General features: G+C 44.1%; 14 protein-coding genes. 12 read left to right on the plus strand and 2 right to left on the minus strand.

From position 1 onward, the window contains the following. Positions 1 to 111: 111 nt before the first annotated feature. Entirely contained in the window at positions 112 to 990 is an 879-nt protein-coding gene (locus tag ACTJKG_RS19510; RefSeq protein ID WP_172338092.1) for a hypothetical protein, read from the minus strand. A gap of 472 nt (positions 991 to 1,462) precedes the next feature. On the opposite strand from ACTJKG_RS19510, the gene hemC reads away from it, so the two are divergent. The 12 genes from hemC (at position 1,463) to ACTJKG_RS19570 (ending at position 13,256) form a co-directional block, all read left to right on the plus strand. Continuing rightward, positions 1,463 to 3,037 carry a hydroxymethylbilane synthase gene (hemC, locus tag ACTJKG_RS19515; protein ID WP_440740186.1) on the plus strand — a complete coding sequence of 525 codons (1,575 nt, stop codon included), beginning with the start codon at positions 1,463 to 1,465 and terminating at the stop codon, positions 3,035 to 3,037. A 127-nt stretch (positions 3,038 to 3,164) separates the two neighbouring features. After that, positions 3,165 to 4,136 carry a porphobilinogen synthase gene (hemB, locus tag ACTJKG_RS19520; protein WP_440740187.1) on the plus strand — a complete coding sequence of 324 codons (972 nt, stop codon included), beginning with the start codon at positions 3,165 to 3,167 and terminating at the stop codon, positions 4,134 to 4,136. Positions 4,137 to 4,259: 123 nt separating this feature from the next. After that, positions 4,260 to 5,630 (plus strand): glutamate-1-semialdehyde 2,1-aminomutase, encoded by a 1,371-nt coding sequence (hemL, locus tag ACTJKG_RS19525; protein WP_172338089.1) that lies wholly within the window; start codon positions 4,260 to 4,262, stop codon positions 5,628 to 5,630. An 89-nt stretch (positions 5,631 to 5,719) separates the two neighbouring features. Next, entirely contained in the window at positions 5,720 to 6,589 is an 870-nt protein-coding gene (locus ACTJKG_RS19530; RefSeq protein WP_172338088.1) for a sensor histidine kinase, read from the plus strand. Positions 6,590 to 6,610: 21 nt separating this feature from the next. Continuing rightward, positions 6,611 to 7,318 (plus strand): response regulator transcription factor, encoded by a 708-nt coding sequence (locus tag ACTJKG_RS19535; protein WP_172338087.1) that lies wholly within the window; start codon positions 6,611 to 6,613, stop codon positions 7,316 to 7,318. Continuing rightward, positions 7,318 to 7,839, plus strand: coding sequence for a hypothetical protein (locus tag ACTJKG_RS19540; protein WP_172338086.1), 522 nt, complete (start codon positions 7,318 to 7,320; stop codon positions 7,837 to 7,839). The genes ACTJKG_RS19535 and ACTJKG_RS19540 overlap by 1 nt, the downstream gene beginning before the upstream one ends. 113 nt (positions 7,840 to 7,952) lie before the next feature. Continuing rightward, entirely contained in the window at positions 7,953 to 8,978 is a 1,026-nt protein-coding gene (gene hemE / locus ACTJKG_RS19545) for a uroporphyrinogen decarboxylase (protein ID WP_172338085.1), read from the plus strand. 113 nt (positions 8,979 to 9,091) lie between these two features. Beyond that, positions 9,092 to 9,631, plus strand: coding sequence for a protoporphyrinogen oxidase HemJ (gene hemJ / locus ACTJKG_RS19550; RefSeq protein WP_172338084.1), 540 nt, complete (start codon positions 9,092 to 9,094; stop codon positions 9,629 to 9,631). A 334-nt stretch (positions 9,632 to 9,965) separates the two neighbouring features. Next, on the plus strand, positions 9,966 to 10,535 hold the full coding sequence (locus tag ACTJKG_RS19555; protein WP_172338094.1) for an RNA polymerase sigma factor: 570 nt from the start codon (positions 9,966 to 9,968) through the stop codon (positions 10,533 to 10,535). Further along, positions 10,519 to 11,286 (plus strand): hypothetical protein, encoded by a 768-nt coding sequence (locus ACTJKG_RS19560; RefSeq protein WP_440740188.1) that lies wholly within the window; start codon positions 10,519 to 10,521, stop codon positions 11,284 to 11,286. Before ACTJKG_RS19555 ends, ACTJKG_RS19560 begins: the two co-directional genes overlap by 17 nt. Before the next feature lie 17 nt (positions 11,287 to 11,303). Continuing rightward, positions 11,304 to 12,125, plus strand: coding sequence for an outer membrane beta-barrel protein (locus ACTJKG_RS19565; protein WP_172338082.1), 822 nt, complete (start codon positions 11,304 to 11,306; stop codon positions 12,123 to 12,125). Positions 12,126 to 12,257: 132 nt separating this feature from the next. Further along, complete coding sequence (locus tag ACTJKG_RS19570; protein ID WP_172338081.1) at positions 12,258 to 13,256, plus strand: ABC transporter ATP-binding protein; 999 nt, start codon at positions 12,258 to 12,260, stop codon at positions 13,254 to 13,256. 103 nt (positions 13,257 to 13,359) lie between these two features. Here the strand turns inward: ACTJKG_RS19570 and ilvA are convergent, their stop codons facing one another. Next, complete coding sequence (gene ilvA / locus ACTJKG_RS19575; protein WP_440740189.1) at positions 13,360 to 14,610, minus strand: threonine ammonia-lyase IlvA; 1,251 nt, start codon at positions 14,608 to 14,610, stop codon at positions 13,360 to 13,362. Between the last annotated feature and the right edge of the window lies 1 nt (position 14,611).

A 14,611-nucleotide genomic window follows, 5' to 3' on the forward strand; every position in this document is an offset into this window, starting at 1 on the left:
CAGCCCACCATTGTTCTGCCCGCTTTCGCCCGAAGCCGTCCTGCTGATGGGGAAGAAGAATTGTTTTTGTTTAATCACTAATTCACTAACTCACTAATTCAATAATTAAAATTATTGGTAACCCAGTTCGTAGTCAAAGAGGAAAGGCCGGTTAGGTGTGGGTACGGTTGTTAAATGAATATGGCTGATACGGGTTTCGGTGGTGGTGAAAATATACTCCCAGCCCGCATGGTAAACGCTATCGTTGCTGTAATATAGCCGCATGGATATGGGCAACCTGCCAATTTGCGCCAGTACCAGGGGATGCATATTAAAGTCGAAAAAATAAGAAAGCGCCTGGGCATTGAAATCAATCTTATCTGTAAATTTTGTGAACAATACGTAGGTGTAATTTGAGGTATCCTGGTCACTGGAAATAACTGATTTTGCCGGTAAGCCCTGCGCATCATACTCAAAGGTGGTTTTATAATGGCTATTGATGGGCGGTAAGTAATACTTATCTATAAGCGTAATCTTGCCGCCCGTATCGTAGGTAAAGATATCGGTGTGCTCAATTGCGGTATTGAGTACTTTGGTACCAACTGGCAGATAGGCGTATTTGTTGATGTGATCAATGGAAGTTACCTGCCCCTGCGTGTTATAATGATAGTTTTCGGTATACTGGTAATTTTGGCCGTCGTCAAATACTTCAGCAACGATATGATTGCCATTATAGGTAAAATCAACGTTTGTTTGGGCCGGGAACTGGTAAGCGGTATGGCTAATATGAGTGAGCCTGTTTTGGGCGTCATAAGTGTAAAATATCGAATCGCTTTTATAGCCGCTGGTAAGATTGGTTTGATAAACCTTTTTCAGGTTGAAGACCTTAGAGGTAACCGGGGTATCAGGCTTAACAGGAGGATCGGGCGTTTTGCCCGGCTTGTCTTTTTTACAAGCCGTAAAAGCCAGGGCAAACAATAAAATCGTGAAAAAGGTATAGGTTGCTTTCATCTACTTAAATATAAGGGTGTTATGCCTGGTATTTGTTATTCGTTTTAGTCATTTACCGGATGCAGGTGGCCCTGGTTATCTATTTGTACAGGCAGCGTTAGGGATAGCAGCGGATACCGGCCCCTCGCTTAATGCCCGCAGGCGTATGAGCGGATAGCCCGGGCAGAAGGCAACGCCTTTATGAAGTCAAAATTCAAAAATTAAAATTCAAAAAATGCATGGTGAATACGCTGCATATAGGATGCTGAAATTAAAAAGTCATGACTCCCGGATGAATTAACCAGGCAATTCACCAACCCAATTGATTAATATAACATTAACAAACTCAAGTTGAATACACGCCAAATTGACTTTTTTTGACTTTTGAATTTTAACTTTTGAATTTTCATTAGTCACTCTACTTTCATAACATGAATTAATGTTAAATTCATGCCTGTAAAAAATTAAATTTGCACCGTAAAAAATCATTCTTTTGGACAGAACACTGATAATAGGAACCCGCGGCAGTGAATTGGCACTATGGCAGGCTAATTTTGTAAAAGACAGCCTTGCCGCCATCAACGTAAATGCCGAACTGAAAATCATAAAAACCCAGGGCGACCGTATACTAAACCTGAGCTTTGACAAGTTAGAAGGAAAGGGATTTTTCACCAAGGAATTAGAAGAAGAATTATTGGCCGGTACCATTGATATTGCGGTACACTCGCACAAGGACCTGCCAACTGAAAACCCTCCGGGACTCATCATCGCAGCAGTTTCAGAACGGGAGGACCCATCTGAGCTGTTGTTGATCTTGAAGGATTGTGTGGATGTGCACCAGAAGCTATCGGTAAAATACGGCGCTATTGTGGGTACATCATCCAATAGGCGTAAGGCGCAACTGCTGGCGCACCGCCCCGACCTGGAGATAGAAGATCTGCGCGGCAACGTGCCTACCCGTATAGGCAAACTGCGCGACGAAAAATACGATGCCATCATGATAGCCAAGGCAGGCGTTACCCGCCTGGGTTTAGATCTGAGCGAATTTCATGTAGAGGAGATTACGCCGGTTGAGTTGATCCCGGCTCCTGCACAGGGGGCTTTGGCCATCCAGATCCAGGAAAATAACAAGGAGGTTTTTGATATACTGCAATCGCTGCACCACCCTGATGTGGCCGAAGAACTGGCCGTGGAACGCACCGTGCTAAAGTTGTTTGGCGGTGGTTGCCATTTGCCATTAGGCTGCTATTGTCGCCGTGACGAAGGCATGTTCCAGGTGTTTACTTCTAAAGCCGATGCCGGGGATGAGTTTCCGGACAGGCTGTTTTTAGAAGCGCCTACTACCGAAGGCCTGGCCGAAAAGGTGGTAGCGAAATACGCTAAAGACCGTAAATTCCCGCTGAAGGTATTTATATCAAGGGAGCTATCAGAACAAAGCTACTTTAAAAAGGCGCTGGAGCATTTGGGTATCGAGGTGGAGGCCCGCTCATTGATTCGTACCGTGCCAGTAATTACCAAATTCGACTCTTATATATTAAAAAATATCGACTGGGTGTTTTTCTCCAGTAAAAACGCGGTGGAGTACTTTTTTCAGCTAAACCCGGTATTTCCTAAAAAGGTGAAATTTGGCGTAATGGGCAGTGGTAGCGAAGAAATGTTGCGCCGCAAAGGTCACTTTACCGATTATGTAGGCGAAGGTACTGATACCGCCGAGGTAGCCGAGGAATTTGCCAAACTGGCCAACGGCAAGATTGTGCTGTTCCCCGGTGCCGAAAGCCCGATGAGGAGCATACAGCAAGGACTATCTGCCGATACCAAAATTATTGATCTGCCAGTATATGAAACCGTACTGGAAGAAGATGTAGAGCCTAGCGGCGCCGATGTGCTGGTATTTACCAGCCCGTCGAACGTTGAAGCCTACTTTGCCGATAACCTGCTCGACCCATACCAAAAGGTAGTAGCCATCGGAAAATCAACCGGCAAAAAATTTGATGAAATGGGTGTAAAATATACCCTGCCTTACTCGCCCGATGAAGTTGGGCTGGCTGAGGCTGTGTTTGGATTATAGAATGTTCATAGTTGATGGTTCATAGATCATAGTGATTTGGGATTATTAACAGGAACTACTAAATAACAATTGGCGACGTTGCTGGTATTACCATGAACTATCAACTATGAACCATGAACTAAAAAATATGTTACAAAGACCACGTAGAAACCGGAAAAGTGAAGTGATACGCCAAATGGTGCAGGAAACACATGTTAGCGCGGCTAACCTGATATTCCCGCTGTTTATTGTAGATGGTACGTTTCAAAAAACAGAAGTGGCATCCATGCCAGGTATTTACCGTTATTCTGTTGATAATCTGTTACGCGAAATTGAAAGCTGCCTTAAACTGGGCCTAAATTCTTTTGATCTGTTCCCCAATATTGAGGATGCATTAAAAGATCCACTGGCTACCGAAAGTTACCGCGACGATAGTTTATATCTGCGGGCCATACGTGAAGTTAAAAAGAACTTTCCGGAGGCTTGTGTGGTTACCGATGTGGCGATGGATCCTTACAGCAGCGATGGCCATGATGGCATTGTGAAAGACGGTGTGATCCTGAACGATGAAACGCTGGAAGTACTGGGCAAAATGGCACTGGCCCATGCACAATGCGGTGCCGATATTATCGCTCCATCGGATATGATGGATGGTCGCGTTGGATATATTCGTAATGTATTGGACGAAAACGGCTTTACCAACGTTTCTATCATGTCGTACTCGGCCAAGTATGCCAGCGCTTTTTATGGCCCTTTCAGGGATGCTTTAAATTCGGCCCCTAAGTTTGGCGATAAAAAAACCTACCAGATGAACCCCGCCAATCAGCGGGAAGCATTGATAGAGGCTAATTTGGACGAACTGGAAGGCGCCGACTTTTTGATGATAAAACCGGCATTGCCATACCTGGATGTGATCAAACTTATAAAAGATAATACCGAATTGCCGGTAGCGGCCTACAACGTAAGCGGCGAATATGCCATGATCAAAGCGGCCATACAAAAAGGCTGGCTCAATGAGCAACGCGCTATTACCGAAGTGCTCACCAGCATCCGCCGGGCAGGCGCTACAGCGATACTAACCTATCACGCCAAAGAGGTATTGGAGAATAAATGGCTTTAAAATAAGTCAAAATTCAAAAGTAAAAATTCAAAATATCGACTTGGGTTTTCTTTTGGATAAAATAAAACAATTCTGATTCAAAAGGATTTTGACTTTTGAATTTTGATTTTTGAATTAAGAAACATGTTAGATTCAATAAAGAAAATATTTTCGGGTGAGGCCAATGAGCCTTTAAATACTACAGGCAAGCCTGATATCAGCAGGGAAAAATCTGCAGAATTATATGCCAAGGCTAAAACCTATTTCCCGGGTGGGGTAAACTCGCCGGTAAGGGCGTTCAAATCTGTTTATGGCACGCCGTTGTTCATCCAAAAAGGCGATGGCAGCCATATCTGGGATGCTGATGGCAACGAATTTGTAGATTTCTGCTGCTCCTGGGGACCGCTTATCCTGGGCCATAACAACACCAAGGTACGCGAAAAAGTAACCGAGGTAATGCAAAACGGCATGTCATTCGGTGCGCCGACAGCTTTGGAAAATGAACTGGCTGAGCTGATCCTGAAAAATAATAAACTGATTGAAAAATTGCGCTTTGTAAGCTCGGGTACCGAAGCCGTGATGTCGGCTATCCGTTTAGCCAGAGGGTATACCAAACGCGATAAAATATTAAAGTTTGAGGGCTGCTACCACGGCCACGTAGATGCCCTGCTGGTAAAAGCAGGCTCGGGCCTGGTAACCTTTGGCGAAACCTCATCTGCAGGCGTACCCAAGGCTTTTGCCGATGAAACCATCGTGGTATCCTTAAATGATAAAGAAGCTTTAACCAAAGCTTTTGAAGATTTTAAAGACCAGATAGCCGCCATTATTATTGAGCCTATCCCGGCCAACAACGGTTTGCTGTTGCAGGAAAAAGAATACCTGCAGTTTTTACGTGATATCTGTACCCAAAACGGTACCCTGTTGATATTTGACGAGGTAATATCGGGCTTCCGGATTGGTTTTGAAGGTGCATCAGGCCATTACGGTATCAAGCCGGATATTATTACCTATGGTAAGATTATCGGTGGTGGTATGCCGGTTGGTGCTTACGGTTCGTCGGCTGCTATTATGGGCAATATATCGCCCGAAGGACCGGTTTACCAGGCTGGTACCTTATCGGGCAACCCGGTAGCTATGGCAGCAGGTATTGCGCAATTGAGCGAACTGCTGAAAATGGGCTTCTATCGTGATCTGAACAACAAAACCGAGGAGTTTCGCGAGGCCATACAGCGCTTTGCCACAGCACGTAACTACAAGTTTAAAGTGTTTGGCGTCGGCTCCATATTCTGGTTTGCTTTTACAGATAAAGAGTATATTCGTAAAGCCGAAGACATTGACGCTTCCAGCATGGAAAAATTCAAAAAGTTCCACCGCGAACTGATCAACCGGGGTATTTACCTGGGGCCATCAGGTTACGAGGTGGGCTTTATATCATCGGCACATACAAAAACAGACCTGGAGAAAGCAAAACGTGCTATCTTTGATAGTCTTGACCTGGTATTTAGTAACAAGTAGCTAGTATCAAGTATCAAGACTTTAACCTGTTAAGTGAAAAAACATGGTAGTCTAGCTACTTGATACCAACTATTGAAACTGATAAAGAAATGAAAAAGCCATTTATTATTTTCTATGCGCTCATCATATACGCCGTATCCGAACTGGTTTGGTGGGGCTATATGCTGATGAAACTGCAGCCGCAACGCATCGGGATGATCCTGGGCGAGGGCTCAATGTTCATATTGATACTGGTGGTAGGTGCCTACAGCCTGCACGCGTCGATTAACAAGGAGCGGAAACTTCAGGAGCAGAAAAGGAATTTCCTGCTGTCGGTTACGCATGAGCTTAAATCGCCATTGGCCTCTATCAAGATATTACTGCAAACCATTCAAAAGCGCTCTTTAACCAAGGAGCAGCTGCTTGATTTTGTAAGCAAATCATTGCTGGATGTGGAACGCTTGGATGATATGGTAGAGAATATGCTGCTGGCATCAAAAATTGATAACCGGTCGTACACTTTCCCCAAAAACACATTTAACCTTTCGGTGTTGGTAGATAGCATTGTTAACCGTTTGCAGATCACCAAGTGCGATTGCAACCAGCAGATCATTGATGCCGAAATTGAACCCAAGATAGAGATTACCGGTGATAAATTCGCTTTAACATCGGTAGTTACTAACCTTATCGAAAACGCGGTAAAATATTCCAGTCCCTGCTCGGCAGTGGCGGTAAAGCTGTTTTCAAAAGACGATAAGGTTTACCTGGAAGTGGCCGACCAGGGCATTGGTATAGCCGATAACGAAAAAACACGTATTTTCGATAAGTTTTACCGTGTAGGCAGCGAGGATACCCGTAATACCAAGGGTACCGGACTGGGGCTATATATTGTAAAAGAAGTACTTGATAAACACCAGGCCAGCATTAAGGTGCGGGATAACCGCCCGGCAGGCAGTGTTTTTGAAGTAGTATTTGGATGAACCTAAATTTAAAAAAATAACATGCTTAATAAGAAAAGAATTTTATTGGCCGAAGACGAAGAACATTTGTTGGAAGCCATCAAACTTAACCTTGAGCTGGAAGGTTATAAAGTTTCTACAGCTAAAAATGGTAAAAAAGCGTTACAGTTATTTAAGGAAGAGCGTTTTAACCTGGTGATATTAGACGTAATGATGCCCGAGATTGACGGCTTTGTAGTAGCCGAAACCATCAGGCTGGAAAATACTGAAGTGCCCATTATGTTTTTAACTGCGAAAAACACCAATGAGGACAAAATAGCGGGTCTTAAAAAAGGCGCGGATGACTACCTGACCAAACCTTTTAACCTGGAAGAGCTGATCTTAAGGGTGAACAACCTGATCAAACGCAGCCTGAAAGGCGAAGATCTGAAAGAGTTTAACAGCTATAAAATTGGCGATAAAACCATCCATTTTAACTCCTTTGAGCTGGTAAATGCCGATGGATCAATCACCGCGCTTACTAAAAAGGAAACCATGCTGCTTAAACTGCTTATCGAACGCAGAAATGATGCCGTATCGCGCGAGCAGATCCTGGAAACGGTATGGAACTATGATGTATATCCATCTACCCGTACCATTGATAACTTTATCCTAACCTTCCGTAAGTATTTTGAACCAGATCCTAAAAACCCGGTTTATTTTCACTCTATCCGTGGTGTGGGTTATAAGTTTACCGATAATCAGCATTAATGTTCAGTAACAGGGTACGTTTATTTATCGCATTTATTTTCCTGTTATCGTTGGGCATTTTACTGTACCTGCCAATATATGAGCTGGCAGCCGTGGCGGTAATGATGATACTGTTACTCATCTGGGATTACTTTAAACAAGGTACCCTGGTAGTGGCGGCCAAATATTTTCATGCCAAGGATTATGCAAAAACCGAAGCATCGCTAAAAGAGATCAGTAACCCCAAATGGCTCAGTAAAAAGCGCCGTGGGTTTTATGAGTATATATACGGTGGAGTTTGCATCCAGCGGCAGGATTTTGAAGCGGCCGAACGGCACTATGAGCTGGCAGCGCAATATCCCTTGCATACGCTGAATGATCACGTAGCCGCGCTGGTTACCGTTGCCAACCTCAACATCAGGTTTGGCAATTTTGAAAAGGCCAAAGCCTATCTGGGCCTGGCCGAAAAACATACAGAAAAAATGACAGCCAAAATGAAGGAAGTGATTAACCGCCTTCACCAGGAATTGAAAAAACATTGAAAAATAGTATCAAGTAGCTAGTATCAAGTATCAAGATTTTTGTCACAAAAGGCCAATAAAGCTCTTTGAGAGGTCTTGATACTTGATACCGGCTACTTGATACTCAAAAAAATATGAGAGATTCGTTATTAATAAAAGCAGCTTTTTCCGAGAAAACAGAACGCCCGCCGGTGTGGATGATGCGCCAGGCTGGCCGTTTCATGAAAGAATACTGGGATATCAAAAACAAGTATTCGTTCCTGGAAATGTGTAAAACCCCGGAGCTGGCTGCTGATGTTACCATGCTGCCGGTTGATTTGTTGGGTATTGATGGAGCCATCCTGTTTTCGGACATATTGGTTACCGGCGAAGCCATGGGCGGCGATCTGAGCTTTACCAACGGTGTTGGCCCCAAATTCGCCAACCCGGTACGCACACAGGCCGATGTGGATAACCTGCAAACAAACGTATTGGATAAACTGCAATATGTTGCCGATGCCATTAAAGTAATTCAGCAACGTTTAAATGGCCGCATACCGCTTATTGGTTTTGCAGGTGCACCCTTTACCGTGATGAGCTACCTGGTAGAAGGTGGATCGACCAAGGATTTTAAACTCACCAAACTGATGCTGCATAATGAGCCCGAACTGGCTCATCAGCTGTTATCAAAAATAGCTACCGTTACTGCCGATTACCTGAATATGCAGATAGCTGCCGGTGTAAATGCCGTACAGATATTTGACAGCTGGGCACAAGCGCTGGCCTGGGACGATTATAAGGAATTTAGCCACCGTTATATTGCCGAGATCATCAGCAAGCTGAACCGTAAGGATATTCCGGTGATATCTTTCTGTAAAGGCAGTTCGGTGTTTGCTCCCCTGATGGCCGAAGCCAAGCCGGATGTGATCTCTATCGACTGGAACGTTGATTTGCTGGATATCAAAAAACGGTTACCCGCGGGTATTGCTGTTCAGGGTAACCTTGATCCGCATATTTTATATGCCGATAAAAAGGTGATCAAAGAACGTATCCATCGTTTGTTTGACAGGATGAAGGACGAAAATGGCTTCATCTTTAACCTGGGGCATGGTATAATGCCCGATATCCCGTTTGATAACGTGAAGTACGCGGTAGAGGTAATCAAGGAGTACAGGAACTAACTGCAAATAGGTGAATACCACCCATTTTGCTTAAAAGATAAATTGAATCTGGAAAATTCGGTTAATTTTTGTGAAGTTAGTGTTTATTAATTCGTAATTAAATATAACTACCTATGTACAATTACGTTAAAGCTATACACATCATTTTTGTGGTTTGCTGGATGGCCGGGCTGTTTTATATAGTGCGTCTGTTTATTTACCATACCGAGGCCCAGGAAAAACCAGAACCCGATCGTAAGATATTATCAGATCAGTTTACGATTATGGAGCGTAAACTGTGGAATATCATTACCATCCCTTCCATGATCCTTACCGTGACTGCTGGTATTACCATGCTGGTGATGCAGCCCGGCTGGCTTCATTTTGGCTGGATGCACCTGAAACTCACGTTTGTGATCATACTGGCTGTATACCACCACATGTGCCAGAACAAGATCAAGCAAATGGCCAATGGCGTATTTAAATGGTCGTCCACGCAATTACGTTTGTGGAATGAGCTGGCCACTTTATTACTATTTGCTATAGTTTTCCTGGTAGTGCTCAAAAGCGCCCTCAATTGGATATTTGGCGTGGTAGGTCTGGTTGCCTTAGCCATGATCCTGATGATAGCCGTGAAAATATACAAGCGCTACAGGATGAAGAGCAAACAATAACCCCTTATGCCATTCTAAAAACGCGCGTCATTGCGAGCGATAGCGTGGCAATCCCCGATAAGCAGAGCCGTTCTGTATAGTTGGGGATTGCCACGTCGTTCCTCCTCGCAATGACGTGTGTTGCAAATTCTATTCTGCTTACCTTTCGCTCCCGCGAAATTAGCGCAGCGTATCTCGTGGGTGGCATGATCAAAGCTTTCAGCTTTAATTTCAGCTGAAAGCTGAAGCCATGTTTACCACGGGCTGAAAGCCCGCGGTAGCAGAGCAGGTTAAAAATATATTTTTTAAACCATGCAACCAATTGCCAAAGCATCACATCTTACTGGTATAAATGATGTTTTTGGAACCAAAATTTACCATTCAACAATTGATAGACCGCTGCAAAGCGGACGAACGTAAAGCACAGGAATTGTTATACAAGCAATTTGCGGCCAAAATGCTGGCGGTGTGCATGCGTTACGCTACAGACAGGATGGAAGCGGAGGATATGCTGCAAAACGGGTTTATCCGCGTGTTTCAAAAAGTGGCAGACTACCGCGGTGATGGTTCATTTGAAGGCTGGGTAAGGCGCATTATGGTACACAGCTCTATAGAATATTATCGCAAACATCATAAAATACTACAGGTGGTTAATACGGACGAAGTGGCCAATGAGCCATCGGTAAATCCATTGGCTACATCAAATTTAGATGCCAAGGTATTGCTGGGACTGATACAACAGCTGGCGCCGGGTTACCGGATGGTATTTAACCTGTACGCGCTGGAAGGTTATTCACATAAAGAAATAGGGCAGATGATGGGCATTAGCGAAGGCGCTTCCAAATCACAACTTTCAAGGGCGCGGACTATACTGAAAGAGCAAATTGCAAAAATGGAGGGTAAAAGTTATGGATATGCAGGGTAATGAATTGGATGACTTCTTCCGGTCGTCGCTTGATGAATTGGAAATACAGCCATCGGCTCATGTGTGGGCGGGTATAACCAATCGGTTGGATGCCGATAAGCGCAAAAGATCGCTGGTGTCCTTTTTGAGCATAGTTGCTGGTATTGCACTGGCAATTGCCATGGGCGTATTGTTTATACCCAAACAGGCCAGAGTTAATAATCCTCGAGCTAACCGGATAGTTAAAAATGTGAAGCAGGTTACTCAAATAAAGCCTGCTGTGCCTGTTTACGAACAGCAAAACAAAAAAGTAACAAAAGAAGTTATAGCCTCAGCTAATCATTTGGCAGCTGTAAAAGTTGAAAAAACAAATAACGATGCAAACACCGGCCACATTAAAAAACTACAGGCTCGTGGAGAAATAACAAAGATAAATACCGAATCACAGATTGGTTCAGTAACACGTGGTGATGATTTGGCGAGTGCTACAATAACTGATGAAAGCCAAAGCGGGGTAACAAAAAAACCTGTGGTACAAGATCTGGATTTAACAGGGAATAAGCCGCAGGCAGTAGCTGTACAGGCTCAAACAAATGTTAAAACCTTGGCAAAAAAACGCCGTATCCATAGCGTGGGCGACTTGTTTAACGTAGTGATAGCCGCAGTTGATAAACGGAAAGATAAAGTTATTGAGTTTAGCAATACCGATGAGGGTGATGCTGTAATTACCGGCATAAACCTGGGTATCATCAAAGTGAAGAAAGAAAAATAATATATTTACCTTATTATATGAAACGCTTAATTTTTACCATCCTTATATGTTTTGCTGCGGGGGCAACATTCGCCCAAACTACAACCGATTCAACCCAAACAACGGCCGATAATGGCCATAAGAAACGTGTAAGGGTAAAATTGGGCGTGGGTGATGATGCCCCTGGGGTTTCGGTAAATAATGATCCGGATACGGCTTATCATGCCCACAAAGCGCCTGGGTTTTCGTTTGGGGTAACATTTTCCCGTATCGACCTGGGTTTGGCTACTTTGGTTGACCATGGCAGCTTTACGTTATCGCCCAACAATCGGTTTTTAAGCTACCGCCAATGGAAAACCAGTAATTTTGGTTTTGATGTGGTACAATTTGGATACCGTTTTAACAGCGCTTTTAAAATATACGTTTCGGGAGGGTTTGATTGGACACACATCCGCCTGCGTAACGACATTACCATACAACGGAACACCCCGGTTTTAACCTATACTGAGGATAACATCCATTACAGCAAAAACCGTTTTTCGTCAAGCTATCTGCGTATTCCACTGTCGTTTTACTATCGCAGCCATGAGGATGAAAGGGGTAATTACTTCCGGGTTGTGGCCGGACCCGAAATTGGCGTATTGTTGAATGGCCGTGTAAAGCAAATCAGCGAAGAGAATGGCAAACAGAAATTTAACGACGATTATCACTTTACCAAACTACGTAAGGGCGCTTTTGTACGCGTAGGCTATGGCCTGATGGGTATTTATGCCAAATATTACTTTAGCGATATGTTTGAGAACAGTCCGGAACAGGCTGGCCTAAAGAATTTCTCGTTCGGGTTGACCTTGGGCTTTTAGTCTGAACCATGACTCATTTGATTCAAGGATTGGCTTGATTAAATATTATCAAAATTATCTTGATCCTATAATCAGGTTAATCATGGTTCAGACAGAAATTGGGGTTCATACAATTTTGTATCTTTACCACCGATGTCAGATACTCCTTTTTTGCAGGCTATTGCGGTAAGTAAAATATTTCCTGGTAAACAACTTTCGGGTGTAAAGCCAACCAGCATGGTGGTGCAGCCCGGTAAAATAACAGCTATTATTGGCGAAAGCGGCAGCGGGAAAAGTACTTTACTCAAATTGCTTTACGGTTTACTATCGCCCGATACCGGGGAGGTTCAATTCAAAGGCGATCGTATCTGGGGGCCGGAAGAAAAGCTGATCCCAGGGCATGACGCCATGAAAATGGTTACCCAGCATACCGACGATCTGAACCTGTTTGCCAAAGTTTGGGATAACGTAGCCGCCATGCTACCCGCCACTGACCTGACTGCTAAACAACAAAAAACAGAGCAGGTGCTTAAACAACTGAACATGTTGCACATGGCTGAAAGACGCGTGGCCGATCTGAGTGGCGGCGAAAAGCAGCGTGTAGCCATTGCCCGGGCCATTATCACCCGTCCGCAGGTTTTGTTGCTGGATGAACCTTTTAACCAGGTAGATACTTCATTTAGGGAAGGCCTTCAAAGCGATATCAGGCAGATAGTAAAAGAAACCGGGCTCACCGTGATCATGGTATCACATGACCCTGCCGAGGTGCTCTCCATGGCCGATGAATTGATCGTGCTGCAAAACGGGGAGATCATCGAACATGGGCATCCTAAAACATTGTACCAATCGCCCCGTAATCTTTATACTGCGCAGCTACTCAGCAATTGTAATGTACTTACGGCTACCGAAGCCAGGCTTTGTGGTGTTGATATCAAAAAAGAACATGCCGTTATATACCCCGAATGGGTAAAAATAAAAGTGGTTACCCCAAACAAAAGCTGGACAGTGAAGCAGGTGCTTTTTAAAGGTTTTTATGAGGATTTGATACTGGAGCAGCGAGGTGTACCATTACGCGTAGTGAATGAGGAACCAGGCAAGTATACAGAAGGAGATAAAGTTGCTGTAAGGGTAGGGAAGTGGTTGGAGTATTAAAATGATATAATAACAAAATTGTCATCCTGAGGTACGAAGGATCTATTCGGCGATTAGATTCTTCACTACGTTCAGAATGACAAAAGTATTTTGAAGCGATTTCTTACACCAGATACTCAAACAGAGTACGGTCTTTATTGAGCTCAATAACATTAAAGCGATGAGCCAGCATACGTTTTAATAGGGCCGGATAATCATCGGCCGATTGTAGCTCGATCCCTACCAGGGCGGGGCCGTTCTCTTTTTCATTTTTCTTGATAAATTCAAATCGGGTAATATCATCATGCGGACCCAATACATTGGTCACAAACAATTTTAAAGCACCCGGACGCTGTGGAAAGCGTACAATGAAGTAGTGTTTAAGTCCTTCATACAATAAAGATTTCTCTTTGATCTCCTGCATGCGGGCAATATCATTATTACCACCGCTCACTACACAAACTACTTTTTTTCCTTTGATTTTATCCTTGCAGGCGTCTAATACAGCTACAGAAAGTGCGCCAGCTGGTTCAGCCACAATGGCATCCTCGTTGTATAGCTTGAGTATGGTGGTACAAACTTTTCCTTCGGGTACTAACAACATTTCATCCAGTAACTCGCGGCAAATTTCATAGGTTAAAGTACCTACACGTTTTACCGCGGCACCGTCAACAAAACGATCTATCTCCGGTAGTGTGATCGGTTCACCATGTTCAAAAGCTTTCAGCATAGATGGGGCACCTTCGGGTTCCACACCTATCAGGTAAACTCCCGGAACGTGTTGCCTTAAGTAGCTACTGGTACCTGCCGCCATACCGCCACCGCCAATAGGCATAACTACGGTCTCTACATCCGGCAGATCCTCCAATATTTCTAAGCCTACAGTTCCCTGGCCTTCAATGATACGGTAATGATTAAATGGCGGTATAAATGTCATTTGATTGGCTTCTGTATAGATCAATGCTTCGCGCAGGCAATCATCAAAAGTATCGCCGGTTAAAACGATCTCTACGTTGCCGTGCCCATGCATTTCTGTTTGAGTGATTTTTTGTCTTGGGGTGATCTCGGGCATAAAGATCACGCCTTTGGTACCCAAAGCATTACAGCTGAATGCCACACCCTGCGCATGATTGCCCGCACTGGCACAAACCACACCCCGGCTTAATTCTTCGGCGCTTAACTGGCTGATCATGTTGTACGCGCCGCGTAATTTGTAAGAGCGTACAACCTGCAGGTCTTCACGTTTGAGGTATACCTCGCATTCGTACTTTGCCGATAAGCCGGCATTATATTCCAGCGGAGTGCGTTTAACAACACCTTTAAGGCGTTCATGCGCAGCTTCAAAATCCAGCTGGTTCTTAGTATCAGTTTCCATT

It is taken from the genome of Mucilaginibacter sp. 22184 (assembly GCF_052045695.1).
Classification (GTDB): domain Bacteria; phylum Bacteroidota; class Bacteroidia; order Sphingobacteriales; family Sphingobacteriaceae; genus Mucilaginibacter.

Bases quoted from the DNA above. Each gene is read 5' to 3' on its own strand.
- ACTJKG_RS19555 (WP_172338094.1), top strand. From the start codon at position 9,966: ATGTTTTTGGAACCAAAATTTACCATTCAACAATTGATAGACCGCTGC.
- hemL (WP_172338089.1), top strand. From the start codon at position 4,260: ATGTTAGATTCAATAAAGAAAATATTTTCGGGTGAGGCCAATGAGCCT.
- ACTJKG_RS19570 (WP_172338081.1), top strand. From the start codon at position 12,258: ATGTCAGATACTCCTTTTTTGCAGGCTATTGCGGTAAGTAAAATATTT.
- ACTJKG_RS19565 (WP_172338082.1), top strand. From the start codon at position 11,304: ATGAAACGCTTAATTTTTACCATCCTTATATGTTTTGCTGCGGGGGCA.
- hemJ (WP_172338084.1), top strand. From the start codon at position 9,092: ATGTACAATTACGTTAAAGCTATACACATCATTTTTGTGGTTTGCTGG.
- ACTJKG_RS19510 (WP_172338092.1), bottom strand. From the start codon at position 990: ATGAAAGCAACCTATACCTTTTTCACGATTTTATTGTTTGCCCTGGCT.
- hemB (WP_440740187.1), top strand. From the start codon at position 3,165: ATGTTACAAAGACCACGTAGAAACCGGAAAAGTGAAGTGATACGCCAA.
- ACTJKG_RS19560 (WP_440740188.1), top strand. From the start codon at position 10,519: ATGGATATGCAGGGTAATGAATTGGATGACTTCTTCCGGTCGTCGCTT.
- ACTJKG_RS19530 (WP_172338088.1), top strand. From the start codon at position 5,720: ATGAAAAAGCCATTTATTATTTTCTATGCGCTCATCATATACGCCGTA.
- ACTJKG_RS19540 (WP_172338086.1), top strand. From the start codon at position 7,318: ATGTTCAGTAACAGGGTACGTTTATTTATCGCATTTATTTTCCTGTTA.
- hemE (WP_172338085.1), top strand. From the start codon at position 7,953: ATGAGAGATTCGTTATTAATAAAAGCAGCTTTTTCCGAGAAAACAGAA.
- ilvA (WP_440740189.1), bottom strand. From the start codon at position 14,610: ATGGAAACTGATACTAAGAACCAGCTGGATTTTGAAGCTGCGCATGAA.
- ACTJKG_RS19535 (WP_172338087.1), top strand. From the start codon at position 6,611: ATGCTTAATAAGAAAAGAATTTTATTGGCCGAAGACGAAGAACATTTG.